The sequence below is a fragment of the Sulfoacidibacillus thermotolerans genome, from assembly GCF_003144315.1.
Classification (GTDB): domain Bacteria; phylum Bacillota; class Bacilli; order Alicyclobacillales; family SLC66; genus Sulfoacidibacillus; species Sulfoacidibacillus thermotolerans.
Map to the genome: position 1 here is coordinate 1 of NZ_MPDK01000006.1, position 15,809 is coordinate 15,809.

The 15,809-nt window shown below is 45.5% G+C and carries 17 protein-coding genes and 1 pseudogene; 8 read left to right on the forward strand and 10 right to left on the reverse strand.

Going from position 1 to position 15,809, the window contains the following annotated elements; genetic code table 11:
* Nucleotides 1-140: 140 nt before the first annotated feature.
* From BM613_RS04970 to BM613_RS15645, 5 genes are all read right to left on the reverse strand, one after another.
* Entirely contained in the window at nt 141-1,799 is a 1,659-nt protein-coding gene (locus tag BM613_RS04970) for a glycerol-3-phosphate dehydrogenase/oxidase (protein ID WP_109430068.1), read from the reverse strand.
* Between the two features lie 107 nt (nt 1,800-1,906).
* Nucleotides 1,907-3,400 carry a glycerol kinase GlpK gene (glpK, locus tag BM613_RS04975; protein WP_109430069.1) on the reverse strand — a complete coding sequence of 498 codons (1,494 nt, stop codon included), beginning with the start codon at nt 3,398-3,400 and terminating at the stop codon, nt 1,907-1,909.
* A 20-nt stretch (nt 3,401-3,420) separates the two neighbouring features.
* Nucleotides 3,421-4,164 (reverse strand): ABC transporter permease, encoded by a 744-nt coding sequence (locus tag BM613_RS04980; protein ID WP_109430070.1) that lies wholly within the window; start codon nt 4,162-4,164, stop codon nt 3,421-3,423.
* Nucleotides 4,161-5,045 carry an ABC transporter ATP-binding protein gene (locus tag BM613_RS04985; RefSeq protein WP_245926256.1) on the reverse strand — a complete coding sequence of 295 codons (885 nt, stop codon included), beginning with the start codon at nt 5,043-5,045 and terminating at the stop codon, nt 4,161-4,163. Before BM613_RS04985 ends, BM613_RS04980 begins: the two co-directional genes overlap by 4 nt.
* A gap of 231 nt (nt 5,046-5,276) precedes the next feature.
* Nucleotides 5,277-5,411, reverse strand: a complete 135-nt coding sequence (locus BM613_RS15645) for a hypothetical protein (protein ID WP_281267820.1) — start codon at nt 5,409-5,411, stop codon at nt 5,277-5,279.
* 257 nt (nt 5,412-5,668) lie between these two features.
* On the opposite strand from BM613_RS15645, the gene BM613_RS14975 reads away from it, so the two are divergent.
* The 3 genes from BM613_RS14975 to BM613_RS04995 are packed head-to-tail and all read left to right on the forward strand — an operon-like array spanning nt 5,669 to nt 7,799.
* Nucleotides 5,669-5,839: a hypothetical protein gene (locus BM613_RS14975; RefSeq protein ID WP_181362896.1), complete on the forward strand. Its 171-nt coding sequence runs from the start codon at nt 5,669-5,671 to the stop codon at nt 5,837-5,839.
* Nucleotides 5,836-6,177 carry an ABC transporter permease gene (locus tag BM613_RS04990; RefSeq protein WP_109430071.1) on the forward strand — a complete coding sequence of 114 codons (342 nt, stop codon included), beginning with the start codon at nt 5,836-5,838 and terminating at the stop codon, nt 6,175-6,177. The genes BM613_RS14975 and BM613_RS04990 overlap by 4 nt, the downstream gene beginning before the upstream one ends.
* Nucleotides 6,178-6,191: 14 nt before the next feature.
* A complete protein-coding gene (locus BM613_RS04995) occupies nt 6,192-7,799 on the forward strand; it encodes a gamma-glutamyltransferase family protein (protein WP_109430072.1) in 1,608 nt (535 codons plus the stop codon).
* An 89-nt stretch (nt 7,800-7,888) separates the two neighbouring features.
* Here BM613_RS04995 and BM613_RS05000 read toward each other — a convergent pair whose 3' ends face one another.
* The 3 genes and pseudogenes from BM613_RS05000 to BM613_RS05010 all read right to left on the reverse strand — a co-directional run bounded on the left by BM613_RS05000 (nt 7,889) and on the right by BM613_RS05010 (nt 10,359).
* Nucleotides 7,889-9,157, reverse strand: a complete 1,269-nt coding sequence (locus BM613_RS05000; protein ID WP_109430073.1) for a sensor histidine kinase — start codon at nt 9,155-9,157, stop codon at nt 7,889-7,891.
* 91 nt (nt 9,158-9,248) lie between these two features.
* A pseudogene (locus BM613_RS15760) lies at nt 9,249-9,926 on the reverse strand (response regulator transcription factor).
* Nucleotides 9,927-10,011: 85 nt separating this feature from the next.
* On the reverse strand, nt 10,012-10,359 hold the full coding sequence (locus tag BM613_RS05010; RefSeq protein WP_109430074.1) for a hypothetical protein: 348 nt from the start codon (nt 10,357-10,359) through the stop codon (nt 10,012-10,014).
* A 248-nt stretch (nt 10,360-10,607) separates the two neighbouring features.
* On the opposite strand from BM613_RS05010, the gene asnB reads away from it, so the two are divergent.
* The 5 genes from asnB to BM613_RS05030 all read left to right on the forward strand — a co-directional run bounded on the left by asnB (nt 10,608) and on the right by BM613_RS05030 (nt 14,702).
* Nucleotides 10,608-11,996: an asparagine synthase (glutamine-hydrolyzing) gene (asnB, locus tag BM613_RS05015; RefSeq protein WP_181362897.1), complete on the forward strand. Its 1,389-nt coding sequence runs from the start codon at nt 10,608-10,610 to the stop codon at nt 11,994-11,996.
* Between the two features lie 52 nt (nt 11,997-12,048).
* Nucleotides 12,049-12,357 carry a transposase gene (locus BM613_RS05020; protein ID WP_109430076.1) on the forward strand — a complete coding sequence of 103 codons (309 nt, stop codon included), beginning with the start codon at nt 12,049-12,051 and terminating at the stop codon, nt 12,355-12,357.
* A gap of 241 nt (nt 12,358-12,598) precedes the next feature.
* Nucleotides 12,599-12,841 (forward strand): hypothetical protein, encoded by a 243-nt coding sequence (locus BM613_RS15495; protein WP_245926257.1) that lies wholly within the window; start codon nt 12,599-12,601, stop codon nt 12,839-12,841.
* Nucleotides 12,825-13,844: an IS110 family RNA-guided transposase gene (locus BM613_RS05025; protein ID WP_245926263.1), complete on the forward strand. Its 1,020-nt coding sequence runs from the start codon at nt 12,825-12,827 to the stop codon at nt 13,842-13,844. Before BM613_RS15495 ends, BM613_RS05025 begins: the two co-directional genes overlap by 17 nt.
* 135 nt (nt 13,845-13,979) lie before the next feature.
* Entirely contained in the window at nt 13,980-14,702 is a 723-nt protein-coding gene (locus BM613_RS05030; RefSeq protein ID WP_181362898.1) for an IS3 family transposase, read from the forward strand.
* Between the two features lie 42 nt (nt 14,703-14,744).
* On the opposite strand, the gene BM613_RS05035 is transcribed toward BM613_RS05030, so the two are convergent.
* Complete coding sequence (locus BM613_RS05035) at nt 14,745-15,089, reverse strand: ArsR/SmtB family transcription factor (protein WP_281267825.1); 345 nt, start codon at nt 15,087-15,089, stop codon at nt 14,745-14,747.
* Between the two features lie 17 nt (nt 15,090-15,106).
* Entirely contained in the window at nt 15,107-15,769 is a 663-nt protein-coding gene (locus BM613_RS05040) for a formylmethanofuran dehydrogenase subunit E family protein (protein ID WP_245926264.1), read from the reverse strand.
* Nucleotides 15,770-15,809 lie beyond the last annotated feature (40 nt).

Consider the following 15,809-nt stretch of genomic DNA (forward strand, 5'->3'; position numbering starts at 1 on the left):
ACGGTAGGTTTGTCGCCAACCCCCGTTCGGGACTTACACCCTAAAGATTCCGCCCATGCCGGGCGTACAATCGAAACGGGCGGATGCGACGATTGTCAAATCCGCCCTTTCACATGCAAGAAACTGCGCATTTTCCTTTGCTACACCACTTCTGTGGCTTCACGAATATGCTGCTGTAGCTGATTGCGAAAATGTGCCACCTGCTCCTCCGACCATTCAAAAAAATGGGCCATATACTTCATAACTGGATCTTGCCACTGTTTGACCCATTGGATATTAAAATACATCGCCCCTGTGCGCCGAATAAAGAAATCAGAGGGTGTGACCACCATCTCATAGAGCAGTCCGTATAAAAGCGCGCCAAATACTTCTGCTGGAAGTTGAAATTGTTGTGCCTCTTCGCCCCGCTCTTGCAGAAGTTCATATATTTTCTCAATGTTTGTCCCATAGCGATGGACCAGTTTCTCAGCTTCACTAGCTGATACCCCTAGTTGTACACCTCTTTGAACATTCCCTTGAATAAAGTCAGCGAAATGTTCGGACCCGCCAAAATCTCCTCCTGAAAGAGAGATTTTATCTGTATTGCAAGCCTTAAACTGCACGGTTTTATCAATAAGCGCCTTTTCTACAATCCTCGTGACCACTTTCTCCGCCATTTTGCGATATCCAGTCAATTTTCCACCCGCAATTGTAATCAACCCACTTTGTGAAACAAAGATCTCATCTTTTCGAGAAATCTCCGAAGCCTTCTTCCCCTCTTCTTGAATCAAAGGTCGGATTCCTGCCCATAAACTTTCGACATCTTTTGCGGTAAGCGCAACAGATGGAAACACGGAATTGACACAAGAAAGCAGATACGCACGATCTTCTTGGGTCACTCTCGGTGCCAACAAATCTCCTTCATAGTCCGTATCTGTCGTTCCAATGTACGTTTTTCCGTCCCGGGGAATCGCAAAAATCATGCGACCATCAGGAACGTCAAAATATACTGGTTTTTTCAGGGGAAAACGTTGGCCATCAACGACAAGATGAACTCCTTTTGTCAGATGAAGGGTTTTGCCAAATTTAGAATGATCCCAGTCGCGCAATCGATCGACCCATGGTCCTGTCGCATTAATTACATACTGCGCTCGCAGGGAAAAAGTTGTACCCGTAAGCAAATCGTTAACTTTTGCCCCAGCAATCTGATTGTTTTCATAAATCCACGCATCTGCTTGAGTATAATTTAGCGCATAAGCTCCACGTTCTACCGCTGCCTTTACAATCTCCAAGGTAAGCCGCGCATCATCTGTTCGATACTCCACATAGTATCCTGCTCCTCTTAGACCTTCTTGACGCAATAAAGGTTCGAGTTCCATCACTTCAGATATAGACAGCATCTTACGACGTTCGCTCGACTTGACACCTGCTAGTCGGTCATAAAGGGAAAGGCCAAGTGAACTGGTAAGTCTTCCAAAACTTCCATCACGGTAAATAGGTAGAAGCATCCAAAGAGGAGTAGTTACATGAGGCGCATTTTCATATACAATCGCTCTTTCCCGGCCAACTTCCGCGACCAAGGCGACCGCCCCCTGTTTCAAATATCGCAATCCCCCATGAACGAGTTTTGTTGAACGACTCGACGTCCCTGCTGCAAAGTCCTGCATTTCAACAAGTGCCGCTGTCATTCCCCGCGCTTTGGCATCAAGTAAAATCCCCGCTCCCGTTACACCTCCCCCAACAATCAGGAGATCCAACTTCTCTTTTTGCAACTGCTCAATCCATGAATTTCGCTGCCTCATAGAGAACTGTACCGCCATTTAATTCACTCCTTCACATAAAAACCACAAGCCCATTCCCAAACGAGGAAGACTTGTGGTTGCTTGCACTTTCTATCTCGCAACACGCATAAAATGATACCCATCGCTTATTTAAATGCTCGCGTGGCAAAAACAGCCTTTTGCCATCCTAAGTATAGGCGACTTCGAACTTCATTGTCCATTGTATTTAGAAACGTTTGATCCAACATCCAATTATCGGAAATTTGCATCCTGTCAGTCCAAAATCCCACAGCTAACCCAGCAAGATACGCTGCGCCTAATGCGGTGGTCTCAAGCACCAATGGACGTTCTACAGGTACTCCAAGAAGATCACTTTGAAATTGCATCAAAAATTGATTTGCCGCCGCTCCGCCATCAACGCGCAATTTTTTTAGAGAAATCCCCGAATCCGCTTCCATTACAGCGAGAACATCCTTCGTTTGATACGCGATTGATTCCACAGTCGCCCGTACAAAATGTTCTTTTTGCGTCCCTCTCGTGAGTCCAAAAACCGCACCTCGTGCTTCACTATCCCAATACGGCGTTCCTAGGCCAACAAAAGCTGGCACAACGTACACTCCTTCTGTTGAATCCACACGTTGCGCATACGCCTCACTCTCTGCAGCAGTAGTCAACATCTTTAATCCATCGCGCAACCACTGAATGGCTGATCCCGCAACAAATATACTCCCTTCTAAGGCATACTCAATCTTCCCAGAAATTCCCCAGGCGATCGTTGTCAGTAAACCATGAGTTGAACGCACAGGTTGCTCCCCAGTATTCATGAGCATAAAACATCCCGTTCCATACGTATTTTTCACCATCCCTGGCTCAAAACACGCTTGCCCAAAGAGTGCTGCCTGCTGATCTCCAGCGATCCCTGAGATTGGTATCGCTGCACCGAAAAATAGAGTTGGGTCTGTATATGCATAAATCTCCGATGAAGAGTGGACCGTTGGCAACATCGACCTTGGGACCGTCAATAGTTCGAGCAAATCATCATCCCACTGTAGATCATAAATGTTAAACATGAGGGTACGAGAGGCATTCGTATAATCTGTGATATGCACTTGTTCGCCCGACAACTTCCACAAAAGCCATGTATCAATCGTGCCAAACAAAAGTTGTCCTTGCTCAGCCTTTGCTCTTGTTCCCTCTACATGATCCAAAATCCACTTGACTTTTGTACCCGAGAAGTATGCGTCGATCAGTAAACCTGTCTTCGCTCGCACAACATCAGAATAACCAGCTGCTTTGAGTTCTTCACAAAGATCAGCCGTTTGGCGCGATTGCCATACAATTGCGAAATAGACAGGCTCTCCCGTCACACGATCCCAAACAACCGTCGTTTCACGTTGATTGGTAATACCGATTGCCGCAATTTGCTCAACACGAATCCCTTGATTTACAATTACTTGTGCAATAACATTTTGCACTGACTCCCATATTTCCATCGCATCATGCAAAACCCAACCATCTTGTGGGAAATATTGCGGGAACTCTTTTTGTGCCACCCCACGAATAGTCCCAGCTTGATCAAACAAAATCGCCCGTGAACTCGTTGTCCCTTGGTCTATGGCCAGAATAAATCGCTCACTCATTCGATCGCTCCCTCTCCCAATTACTCTTGCTGATGAGCGTCCCCTTTGCGTTCAATCCATGCCGCGAGTCCACTAAAGATCCCTGCATAACCAAGTAAAATCGCGACACTCACCCAACTAATGGGACGCTCCGCCAATAACTCCCACGCTGGTTGTGCAAAGCGATAGGTCGGCATCCATTGGGCTACCTCCTGCAGTGCACGAGGTAATGCTTGAATGGGAGTCCAAAGTCCTCCAAGCATCGAGAGCACGAGATAGACAAGCGTCCCTAGTACTTGCGCTGCATTCCCAGCCATGCCAATGAACACACCTAGCGCTGCAAATGGGATCGAGCCGATCCACAGCCATAAAAAGATCTCGAACCAACGCATAGGTGGCATCGTAACATGCGCTGAAAATTGCGCGACAAAAAATACTACAAAAATAATGAAGAAGGATAAAGACAATTGAGTGAGAATTTTCGCTAGCGTGTAGCCTGCACTCGATAAAGGAGTTGTTCGTAAAAAGCGTACCCATCCACTCTTACGTTCCGTAGCAAGTCGCACTGCAAGGGTATTGACAGACGATCCAACAACGCCAAATGCCGCCATTGAGACCATAAAATACGCATTCCAAAATGTACCTGAAATGCGCGCGTGAGTTCCCACTTGATTCATAAAGACAAAATAAAAGATAATAGGCATCCCGAGTGTCAACGTGAAAAACCTGCGGTCTCGCACGGTGCGTAGCAACTCAGCTTTCCATAGTGACCACATTGCATTCATACGAAGGTACCTTCCGTTTCTGTAGTTAAGCGCATAAATGCCTCCTCAAGTCCTCCACCCGTCACTTGAATATCGCTTATTTCCCATTGTTCCATAATCAATGTGCGCAAAAGCCCATCTGAATTATTTGTACGAATTGTGACCTGTCTGCCTGCCGTCTTGATTTCAATCACATCAGGAAGTTTAGTGAGTTTTTGAAGATCGAGATGCACACCAGCAACGAATGAAATCTGTCGTCCAGCAAACTGCATCTTAATACTTTCTGGAGCTGCATCAGCGATGATTCTCCCCTTATTCATGACGATCACTCGGTCAGCGACCAAATCCGCTTCTTGTAAATCGTGTGTTGTGAGCAGTAACGTTTTCCCCGACGCGATAAATCGGCGCAACTCATCCCAAAAGTGGCGCCTTGCCGTAACATCCATCCCCACAGTAGGCTCGTCCAAAAACAGCACCTCTGGATTTCCTGCAAGCGCTAAGGCGAACTGTAAGCGGCGCATTTTACCACCCGAAAGCCGGTTAGCCATAACGCGGGCATCCTCTTCAAGTCCAGCAGCAGTAAGCAAGCGATCGATTGCTAAAGGCTTCTTATAAAATCCGCGAAAAAGCTGAATCGTCTCGACAACCGTCAACCGATCAGGCACACTCACACCTTGGAGCATGACGCCAATGTGTGCATGTTGTTCGGAAGCAAGAGGATCACCCCCAAACAATGTCACTACTCCACGCGTCGGACGAATAAGACCTAGCATCATTGCAATACTGGTCGTTTTCCCAGCCCCATTTGGTCCTAGTAATGCAACGGCACTTCCCTTTGCAATCTTCATTGTCACGTCGCGCACTGCCGTTTTTTGACCAAACTGTTTTGTAACGTCCTTCATTTCAACTATCGCCTCAATAGGATCCACTTCCCTTCACTAACTGTGAATTACTCTGTAAAAAGGCGCTCCCTTGATAATTTTCATCCCTTTCCCATTCTACCAAAGGAAGGCTTGTCGTGTCAGCGCTGACAATCCCCATTCGCAAACCCACAAATTCTTCATAACCAAACAGCACAAAAGCGTTCCGCCGCAACGGTGACGCCTTTGTGCCACAGGTTGGTTACAGGAAATTTAATATGCGACTGCAGAAGCAGAAGCTGCTGGTGCAGAGCCATAACCATACCCAGGAACAAGTAAGAAGAATAAGACGAAAATGATCAAGAACACAACAGCCCAACGTGTGTAACCCCCAAAGACTCCGTACATCTCTATGACCTCCTCTCTCTTCGTCGTACATTTTTAATACATGCAGTGAACGAGAAGAAGGTATGGATAGATGCCTTATCTTTTCAAGAAAAAGTACACGTGGAGATTCCGCTTATTATCAAATCCTTTATGAAATTTTCTACCGCATAAAAAAGTTATATTGCATGTGTTATTTGCCTAAAATGGAACGAATGAATGCAAAAGATAGAGAACTGTAAACCAACTTTTGCATGATATGCTGAATAAGGAGATAGCACATGGAGAAAAAAGATCACCAAAAACCGAAAAATCAAGAACTAGACCGCCTCGCCCCTGGGCTCGATGGAGTAGAAGGACTTGAAGAGGAGGCCAGTTCAGAGGAAATTGCAAAAGGTGATTCAACAACTGTAACTAAACTTGTATGGGATGAATACGAACCGAGCGAATGAACGGGCAGGGGCCAGTCCCCTTCCCAGCAGTTGCGATTGGAATTGGCTATATTCCGATATTTGTCTGCACTGTACGAGGACAAGTGTTAACAGAAAAAAACAAAGAATATATTGAATCAGCACGCATGATCGGTTGTCGTCCAATACGTTTAATGGTAAAGTACATTTTTCCTAATGTAATGATGCCATTGTTCGTGCAAGCCACCCTTGCAATTGCCAATGGAATTGTTACAGAAGCTTCACTCGGCTGTTTAGGATTAAGTGCCCAACCTCCCACACCGAGTTTCGGATCCATGTTACAGGTGGACCAAGGATATATTTCTCCAAATCCACTATAATTAAGGAGGATTTTATGAATTTCAACATACACGAGTATCCGTATTCCTCAAAACGTTCTGTGGTGGTTGCAAAACGAGGGATGGTGGCAACTGGTCAACCACTAGCTGCACAAGCAGGTCTAGCGGTGCTTCGACGTGGCGGCAATGCAGTTGACGCTGCCATCGCCGCAGCGGCCTGCCTCACAGTAGTCGAACCCACAGCAAACGGCATTGGAAGTGACTTGTTCGCAATCGTCCACTCAGCAGGTAAACTGTATGGATTAAATGCGAGTGGTCCAGCTCCTGCAGGATTGACTGCAGAAAAAGTGAGGCAAGCTGGTCACCTTGAAATGCCGCGATTTGGTGTATTCCCTGTCACTGTACCTGGGACACCACTTGGCTTAGCAACACTTTCTCAACGTTTCGGGAAATTACCGCTTTCAGATGTCATGGCAGATGCGATTTTTTATGCAGAACACGGATTTCCTCTTTCGCCCGTTCTTGCGCAGATGTGGAGTCATGCATTTTCAACCTATAAGACTCATTTGCAAGGTGCAGAATTTGCGGAATGGTTTCGTACGTTTGCCCCTTTAGGAAGAGCACCACAAGCTGGTGAAGTCTGGAAATCCCCCAATCACGCTCGAACATTACAAGCAATCGCAGAGACGAACGCTCGAGCTTTTTACGAAGGAGATTTGGCGGAACGCATCGAAGATTTTTTTCACAAACATCATGGATATCTAACTGGTGACGATCTTGCAACGTATCAACCAGAGTGGGTCGAACCCATCCATGTGTCATATCGCGGATATGAGGTGTGGGAACTCCCTCCAAATGGTCAAGGCCTGATCGCCTTACTCGCGCTGAACCTCCTACGAACCGACGAGTTTCCTACAAAAGAGTCGATAACTACATATCATCATCAGATTGAAGCGATGAAGCTAGCTTTTGCTGATGGATTTGCCTATATTACTGATCCGCGACACATGTCGGCAGACATTTCAGAACTATTGTCCTTAACATATGCGCACCTACGCCGGAAAGAAATCGCGGAATATGCACGTGAACCTGTTGCTGGGTCCCCTGTAAAAGGAGGAACTGTATATCTCGCCACGGCAGATGAAGAAGGGATGATGGTCTCCCTCATTCAGAGTAACTATATGGGATTTGGATCAGGAATCGTCATTCCAGGTACCGGAATTAGCATGCAGAATCGAGGGCACTTATTTTCTTTAGACTCACAACACGTAAATTTCTTACAACCAGGAAAGCGTACGTTTCATACGATTATTCCCGGGTTCCTCACACAAAATGGACGCGCCATAGGACCTTTTGGCATTATGGGCGGCTACATGCAACCACAGGGCCACCTGCAAGTCATCATGAATTTACTGCAGTTTCAGATGAATCCACAAGCTGCATTAGACGCACCGCGTTGGCAGTGGATCAAAAGCAAGACCATCGAGGTAGAGCGGTCCGTTCCCGAAACCGTTATACAAGGGTTACAAGCGCGTGGACACGATGTACGGATCGCGACCTCCTCCACCTCATTTGGACGCGGTGAGATGATTTTACGCGATGAGCATGGTGTGCTGTTTGGAGCCACGGAACCCCGCACTGATGGTTCGATTGCTTCCTTTTGACCTATGCATCAATATCTCTCACTGAAACTTCAAGCGCTTTACGAAAATGATCAATTCATATTCATTTAACAAGTCATAACATCAATCGGTTAGTAACGCTTAAATTGTACACTGATCTCTGTACCTTTATCTACGGTGCTTGAAACTGTTAGCGATCCCTTATATAAATCCACCATCTCCTTCGCGATAGCCAAACCTAAACCTGCCCCCTTTTTACGATCACGCGAGGAATCTACGCGATAAAACCGCTCAAAAATGTGGGGTAAGTTTTCTTTTGGAATGCCATTTCCTTCATCTTGTACAGTAATAATGACTGAAGTTGTAGTTACCCTCAGTTTAATAAAAATCCTATCTTCCTTTGTTGTATGTTTAACCGCATTGTCAAGAAAAATCATAAGCAATTGCTGTAAATGTTCCGCATGCATGGCAATGGACGCTTTCTGTTCACACCCAACTGAAATAATAGGATGTTGATATGCCACTTCGATATTAGAAATTACATCTTGTATAACTTCGCCAATCTCAATAATAGGCGCTGGAACCGTAAGAGTCTGTAAACTAGCCAATTGAAGCAAATCGTTTGTCAGATGTCGCAACCGGGAGGATTCTTTCTTTATCGCTAATAAAGCGCGCTCCATGACTGCTTGATCACTCTTTCCCCAACGATCAAGCAGGTTTACATACCCCTCAATCACAGTAAGAGGAGAGCGTAATTCATGCGATGCATCTTCAATGAACTGATTTTGCCTTTCCATCGTAAATTCGATTCGCTCCAGCATCTTATTAAAAGATTCAGTGAGCTCGGCAATCTCCTTCGTGTTGTGCAATTCAGGTAAGCGATAAGAAAGTCGATTCGGATCCACTTTACGAATCGATTGAATAATACGATCGAGCGGCCCAAGAGCTGTCCATGCCACCGCATATCCACTAATACCTGCTAGCGCAATTGCACCAAAGGAACTGAGAAGTAAAATTTGAATGAGTGTATTAATATAGGCGAAAACCGTATCAACTGAAGAGTACAGAATGACCCAACCTAGTAGCCTCTTCCCTTCACTGACGCTCGGATAAACCGTGCGAATATAGCTGTGGCCCTGAATGGAAATGATGCTCGCCCCTTCGCGTAAAGGACCTACCTGCAAACCAAAATTTATTGATTGCGGAATAGTAAGTGAGGTGATTCTAATCCCTTGACGATTGATCAATTCTACACCTTGATCCTTTGCCAAATATGCTTGTAGCCACCGAAAGTTTTGCTCACCTTTGCCTTCCTGTATATTATTTGAATAGGCTGCTGCAATTTGTTTTGCTTGGGTCAGAATGGATAATCGTTCACGAGCAATCAGCCAATTGGACAAAAAAAGTACACAAAGATCGTGAACAATAACAAAATTGCCGACAAAGAAAGAATGGACAGAAATGAGATTTTTGCCTTGAATGTCCGTTGTCTCATACGTCTTTTACGATATATCCCATACCACGAACTGTTTGAATGAAGGAAGGTGAGTCACCATGGTCAATTTTTGAGCGGAGATAGCGAATATAGACATCAACTATATTCGTATCTCCAACAAAATCATATCCCCAGACGTGTCGAACAATCAGATCGCGCGATAGCACATGGTTTTTATTTTCTAGCAAGTATTGTAGTAACGCAAATTCTTTCGCTGTCAAATTAATTGGTTGTTGTCCCCGCATTACTTCCCTTGTTGTTAAAGACAACTCCAGGTCTCCTACTGTCAATGTTGCCTCTTTAACTTCTCCATAGGCAGCACGCCGAATCAATCGACGAATACGCGCCAATAACTCTTCAATTGCAAAAGGCTTGACTACATAATCGTCCGCCCCATAATAACCCTGCGATGCGGTCTGGAATTGAGCCGCGGACAGTAATGATCAAAATGGGAACCTGGCTCTCTGCGCGCAACCTTCTGCATAATTCAAACCCATTGATCCCAGGAAGCATCACATCAAGTAAAACGATATCCCATTCCTGCATAGTCGCCTGTTCTCGGTACGCCCATCTCCATTCACGGTGACAATGTACCCTTCATGTTCTAATTCAAGTTGCAAGAAACCAGCAATATCCTCATCGTCTTCAATTAACAATAGCTTGTAGGGTTCCATCGAACCCATCTCCTGACAACCGTATCATACGATACGCATTACACTGATAACAACCCATCTTAGCCAAGAGGATTGTGTATACAGATTATTCTTGTTGCCCAGAATCTAGTGTGTTGTTGTCAGTTCCACTCGTATTCTGACTCCCCGATTGCACTTGCAGATTCGGTCCAAGATCGCCCGTTGTCGCGGAACGTTCCTTTGTTAATTGATTATTTTCTGTTTCCGGAAGCTCTGATGCAGTAGATTCATGATCTCCTCTCCCGTACTTAAGCTCACTGCCAAATTGATATTGAACGTTCGGGCCTACATCATGCATAGAAGGCGCTGAAGAAACCGTTGGCTTTGTTGCTGCAAATACAGCCGAAGACCCAAGCATTGCGATACCTCCAGTTAAAACCAATGCAGCTGTTGTTCCAAATAAATACTTTTTCATACGAAAACCTCCTTTGGTTGTATGCGTTCAATATAGCCTTCCATTCTGAGAAGGACTTTGGATGAGCATTAGAAAGTCGTCATATTCTCCTGTGAACGCTCTCACCAAAAGATTGATCTCCATTTTTACACATTAATTTTTTCTAATCTAATTTTCATGCACTCTTCATTCTATCCGCACTCTGATCTCAGTTAACTCTTTTATACTAACTATCATTTGCTGCACGTTACTTAGGAGGCTAAATGACGATGTGCGGGATTGCAATTCTCGTATCAAAATCAAATTCTTTATCTACTAATGATGCACTGTTGACGCATATGCTTGATACAATGCAGCATCGAGGGCCTGATGATCGAGGAACTCTGATTCAAGCAGGCATTCAAATGGGAATGGTTCGCTTATCCATCGTCGATATATCTTCTGGAGCGCAGCCAATATACAATGAAGACAATTCACTGGCCATCGTTTGCAATGGAGAAATCTACAATGCAAACTACTTACGCAATCATTTACTTGAAAAGGGACATATCTTTAAAACACAGTCAGATGTTGAAGTCATTCTTCATCTCTATGAAGATATGGGAGAGCAATGCGTATCACAGATTGAAGGTATTTTCGCATTTGCAATTTGGAATAGACATAAAAATAAATTGTTTTTGGCCCATGATCGAGTTGGAGTAAAACCATTATATTACTCCGATTTAGGGACTCACTTTGCCTTTGCGTCTGAATTGCGGGCTTTGAGTTGGATATCGGAAATAGATACAAACATTCACCCAACCGCGTTTTCAGATTACCATACATTTCGCTATATCCCCGGGGAAAAAACGATATTTACCGGTATTCAACGACTGCTTCCGGGACATTTTGCTGAAGTTACCCGAGGAACGATCCATATTCATCGTTACTGGTCACCTCACCCTCACTCAATTCATTTAAAGAATGATAGAAATCCTGCTTATGAGCTGCAAAAATTAATGGATGCTTCCGTTAAAAGGCAATTATCTACAGAAGTTGATAGTGCAGTACTGTTAAGCGGCGGACTTGATTCAACTGGTCTACTTGCACTACGGAATCGCTATGTAAAAACAGATCAAGCAATAACCATTGCCTTTGAAGCGCCAAGCGATGAGACCCCACAAGTAGAATATTCAGAACTAACTCATGCCAAACAAGTTGCAGACCACTTTCATATCGAACATGCTGTGCAAGTTGTCAGTGCAGATGAGGCATTAGAAGCACTCCCCCAAATTATTGCCGATCTGGACGAACCAATAGCAGATCCAACCTCAATCCCATTGTGGTTTGCCTCTCGTTTCGCACATTCTAAAAACATAAAAGTTGTCTATAGTGGGGAAGGGCTTGACGAATTATTTGCTGGTTATGAAGTCTACGGACATACGCGATGGCTTAACCAATTAGTTAAGCTACCCATATCATGGCGCCTATTTCTACGTGATCAGATCGCTCGTCACCATTTACGAGGAGCTGGCTTATTGCAGCGATCCCTCAGTCCTATTGAAGATTGGTATCAAGGGGTCGGAGGATTATTTACACCATCTGAATTACCCACGATCTTACGAGTACCTCCAGACCATCATGCCATCTCAGCTCTTAAGCCCCAAAATTGTATTTGAGTCTTTATCCCATATCTATTAATCTTAAATTATTAGTAAAGGGGATTTGTTTATGCAGAGAAAACAATACACCTTGGAATTCAAACAACAGGTGCTTCGGGAAGTACATGAAGTGGGCAATGCCGCCCAAGTTGCACGCCGCCACAGTCTTACCCCGAAGATGGTCTATAACTGGATGGAAAGATCCAAACACCATGACTGGCAAACCACATCTCCTGAGGCAAAGAAAGTTGCCAGTTATATTGCCTCTTATGCTGAGTTTAAGGAGCTTGAGACAGAGAACGATAAGCTCAAGAAAATCTTAGGCGACAAAGATCTAGAGATTGCAATCCTGCGTGACATGTTAAAAAAACCGTCATGACCGGATTTGGACACAAGCTATGATGAAAATGAATGGACTGTACCCTCCATGTTCCGGTTCCGTCATAATGAGACTGAACCCGATCAGTTCGTAACTGCTTTGTGGTGGTTCGACCCCGATAAAAAAACTGAAAGGACAATCCTCGAAGCACAAGATATTGGACTGCGAGTCCGTGTAAAAAATTTTTATATGTCGGGTTGTCTTCGGGTTCATCATTCTGTGAACGGAGGCATGAAAGACGATGATGGAGGCGATTTTGGAACGGTGTGCCGGACTTGACGTTCACCAAGAGACGGTTGTGGCCTGTGTATTGGTTGACCCGCTGGATCGCACCCCAAAGTCAGAGACCCGGACGTTTGGAACGATGATGAAGGATTTGCTGGCCTTGGGGGACTGGCTTGTTGAATTGGGATGTACGCATGTCGCTATGGAAAGCACAGGGGTAATATTGGAAACCTGTGTGGAATGTGTTGAAAGGCTTTGACCTCGAGTTACTCCTCGCGAATGCACACCATATGAAGAATCTCCCTGGCCGTAAAACCGACATGAAAGATGCGGAGTGGCTAGCAAAATTGCTCCGAAGCGGACTGGTCGATGCAAGTTTTGTTCCACATCAAGAGACCCGAGAACTGAGAGACCTGACACGTTATCGAAAGAAGCTTGTCCAAGAAGCAACTGCAGAGAAAAACCGCATTTATCGACTTTTGCAGGATGCAAATATCAACTCACCTCCTACATGTCCGACCTTTTTTGGCGTATCTGGTCGGCGTCTCCTCGAACAAATCATCAACGGTGAAGTGATTACTGAAGAATTCCTGCAAGCAGAAATGCGTGGTGCGTTGCGACGCAAGTCGACTGAACTTCTGCTCGCCCTGGAAGGACGCCTCCACCGACATCATCGAGACATGATTCGACTGTCGTATGAGCACATACAGTTCATCGAACAGATGATTCTGGAAGTTGAGCAAGAGATTGAGAGGCATTTAGCGGATCGACAAGAGGCTGTGGAACTGCTTACAACCATTCCAGGCATCAACATGAATGCTGCGGCGATTATTTTAGCTGAAATCGGAACAGACATTGAGCAGTTTGGCAGTGATAGTCAACTTGCTGCGTGGGCAGGTCTCAGTCCTGGCAACCACGAGAGCGCGGGCAAGAAAAAGAAAGTTAGTTCTCGAAGTGGGAATAAGGCCCTAAGGACCGTACTGGTCGAATGTGCATGGGCTGCAGCCAGAAGTAGACAAACCCGCTTGTCATCACGGTACTGGTTGTGGGTCCGCAGAATGGGCATCAAAAAGGCACTTGTCGCACTTGCGCATACAATGCTCCGTATTGTGTATCATGTGCTTCACCGCAGACAACCGTATGAAGAGTTGGGTGCAGACTATCTCGAGAGGTTTCGAAAAGATAGTGAACAAGGTCGGGAAGCCGACATGATTCGCAAGCTTGCAGCCAAGGGCTACATGATCTCGCAACCAACCATCTAGCCTGCTATTAGATACTTCCAGTGAAGCTCGAGACTCTCGAAGCTTTATTCCTGCCTGCCCATTAATCGCCTCAATGAATCCATTTTCGTAAAAAAGCGAACCCCGCTCAGTGATGAATAGATAAAAGAATGGCTGTTGGAAGCGATAAGCAAAGAGGAATCGAGCTATGGCTACAGAAAACTGTCTATATATCTGAGACGGCACCATCATCTCGTCGTGAACAAGAAGAAGGTGTACCGACTTTGTGCAGAGCTGTATATTCTAAAGCCGCAGCGTAGAAAAAGAATTCAGCATCCGAGGCGATTGGCGAACAATCGGGAGATCTCGGGATCAAACCAACTCTGGGAAATGGACATCAAGTACGTTTACATCACTGGTGAACATCGATTCTTCTTCCTGATGAGCATGATCGATGTGTATGACCGTGCCATCGTAGACTATCACATCGGACCTTCCTGTGAGGGGCAGCATGCGGCACAGATATTGCAACGTGCTTTGTGGAAGAGGCAGCTGTTTGAGAACGATAGCCGACCTGTCATCCGAACGGATAACGGACCGCAATGTATTAGCCATGCCTTTGAGGAGGGCTATGAGCGGCTAGGTGTGACACATGAGCGCATTCCACCGAAGACACCAAACAAGAATGCACACATTGAATCGTTCCATTCACAGTTAGAAAGCGACAGACTGTCTGCTGCAGAGTTTGAGAACTATCAAGCAGCGTACGCAGTCGTGACAGAATATATTTCTCTTTACACCCAGCGCCGAATTCACGGCAGTCTGTATGATCTTGCACCTGAGCAGTTCATTCGTGCAATCGCAAATCATGAAGGTAATCCATTCGTTGTTAAAGTCTGACCAAGCAATCTTGCGATTGAGTGAGATTAAGGGGGCAAGACTCTAAAATTGAGGGGTTAAACCGCACTGCACCCGTAATCCTTTCGATTTTAAGAGCTCAATCTCATTCTCTACATCGGGCAAAGTGTCTACAATGTTCTGCAGTAACGAGAACTTCGAGTTGTCCAAGGAGTAGTAGACCCATTGTGCCGTTTTGCGTTCTTTGACCAGTCCTGCTTGTTTCAGTTTGCGCAGGTGTTGTGAGATCGCCGGTTGAGACATGTCAAAAATGGCGACTAATTCACATACACATAGCTCTTCAAGCGCCAACAGCGCGAGCATGTGTAGCCTGGACTTATCTGCAAGGGCCTTGTAGACTTCTGCTAATTTTTCAAATGTGCTAGTCAGTGGTTGTTCACCTCTGTTTACGGAACATCTTTATATAGAACATCTGTCCGTGTGCCTTTGTGTGAATAAGGCACGTCTTCCCATACAAAATCAATCTCTTGAACCATATAGTGTTCCTCTGGATGCGACGGAAACAAGCTGTTTCGTAGCCAGTCCTCTTGCATTTGTTTGAGAGTCGTCACGGCTTCACTTTTTTCCTGTTGCGAAATGTGGGAAAGTCGTGCCTCCATGTCCATAATCTCGTGCGGAAAAAATCCCTCTTCTTCCACAACTTCAACGGTCTTTCCTGTGGAAACCCGTTGGACGATGTACCATACTCCCGGTCGATTGCGCACATCTTGCGTTCCAAAACGCACCCGTCCTCCCGTGAGATAGGCCCCTACATCCCCGAGACAGGGGCTATTTCGAGACAGAAATCGCAAGTCTGTTCGGTCCACCACTCCGTCAGGAAAAAGAAATTGTAAAGCGAGTGACATGGCATACATTCCGCGAAAGAGACCATCACAGGCGTGGCCGTGAAACCGAACGAGGTCGATGCCGTGAATTTGCTTGATTCCTTTAGCGTATCGGCCATGGCTCGATTCCGTATCTCGCACTTGAAAAACCGGGAGATAGGGTGCGGTCTGCGCGTCTACACTCCAATACCATAATTCATCATCCATTTGCGTCATTCCATCCACACTCTCCAAGATCTTTGTTGGACAAAAGGCCCGACCACTT

Bases quoted from the DNA above. Each gene is read 5' to 3' on its own strand.
- BM613_RS14975 (WP_181362896.1), top strand. From the start codon at position 5,669: ATGGAGAAAAAAGATCACCAAAAACCGAAAAATCAAGAACTAGACCGC.
- BM613_RS04985 (WP_245926256.1), bottom strand. From the start codon at position 5,045: ATGAAGGACGTTACAAAACAGTTTGGTCAAAAAACGGCAGTGCGCGAC.
- BM613_RS04970 (WP_109430068.1), bottom strand. From the start codon at position 1,799: ATGGCGGTACAGTTCTCTATGAGGCAGCGAAATTCATGGATTGAGCAG.
- BM613_RS05020 (WP_109430076.1), top strand. From the start codon at position 12,049: ATGCAGAGAAAACAATACACCTTGGAATTCAAACAACAGGTGCTTCGG.
- BM613_RS05010 (WP_109430074.1), bottom strand. From the start codon at position 10,359: ATGAAAAAGTATTTATTTGGAACAACAGCTGCATTGGTTTTAACTGGA.
- BM613_RS15495 (WP_245926257.1), top strand. From the start codon at position 12,599: ATGATGGAGGCGATTTTGGAACGGTGTGCCGGACTTGACGTTCACCAA.
- BM613_RS04990 (WP_109430071.1), top strand. From the start codon at position 5,836: ATGAACGGGCAGGGGCCAGTCCCCTTCCCAGCAGTTGCGATTGGAATT.
- BM613_RS15645 (WP_281267820.1), bottom strand. From the start codon at position 5,411: ATGTACGGAGTCTTTGGGGGTTACACACGTTGGGCTGTTGTGTTCTTG.
- BM613_RS04980 (WP_109430070.1), bottom strand. From the start codon at position 4,164: ATGAATGCAATGTGGTCACTATGGAAAGCTGAGTTGCTACGCACCGTG.
- asnB (WP_181362897.1), top strand. From the start codon at position 10,608: ATGTGCGGGATTGCAATTCTCGTATCAAAATCAAATTCTTTATCTACT.
- glpK (WP_109430069.1), bottom strand. From the start codon at position 3,400: ATGAGTGAGCGATTTATTCTGGCCATAGACCAAGGGACAACGAGTTCA.
- BM613_RS04995 (WP_109430072.1), top strand. From the start codon at position 6,192: ATGAATTTCAACATACACGAGTATCCGTATTCCTCAAAACGTTCTGTG.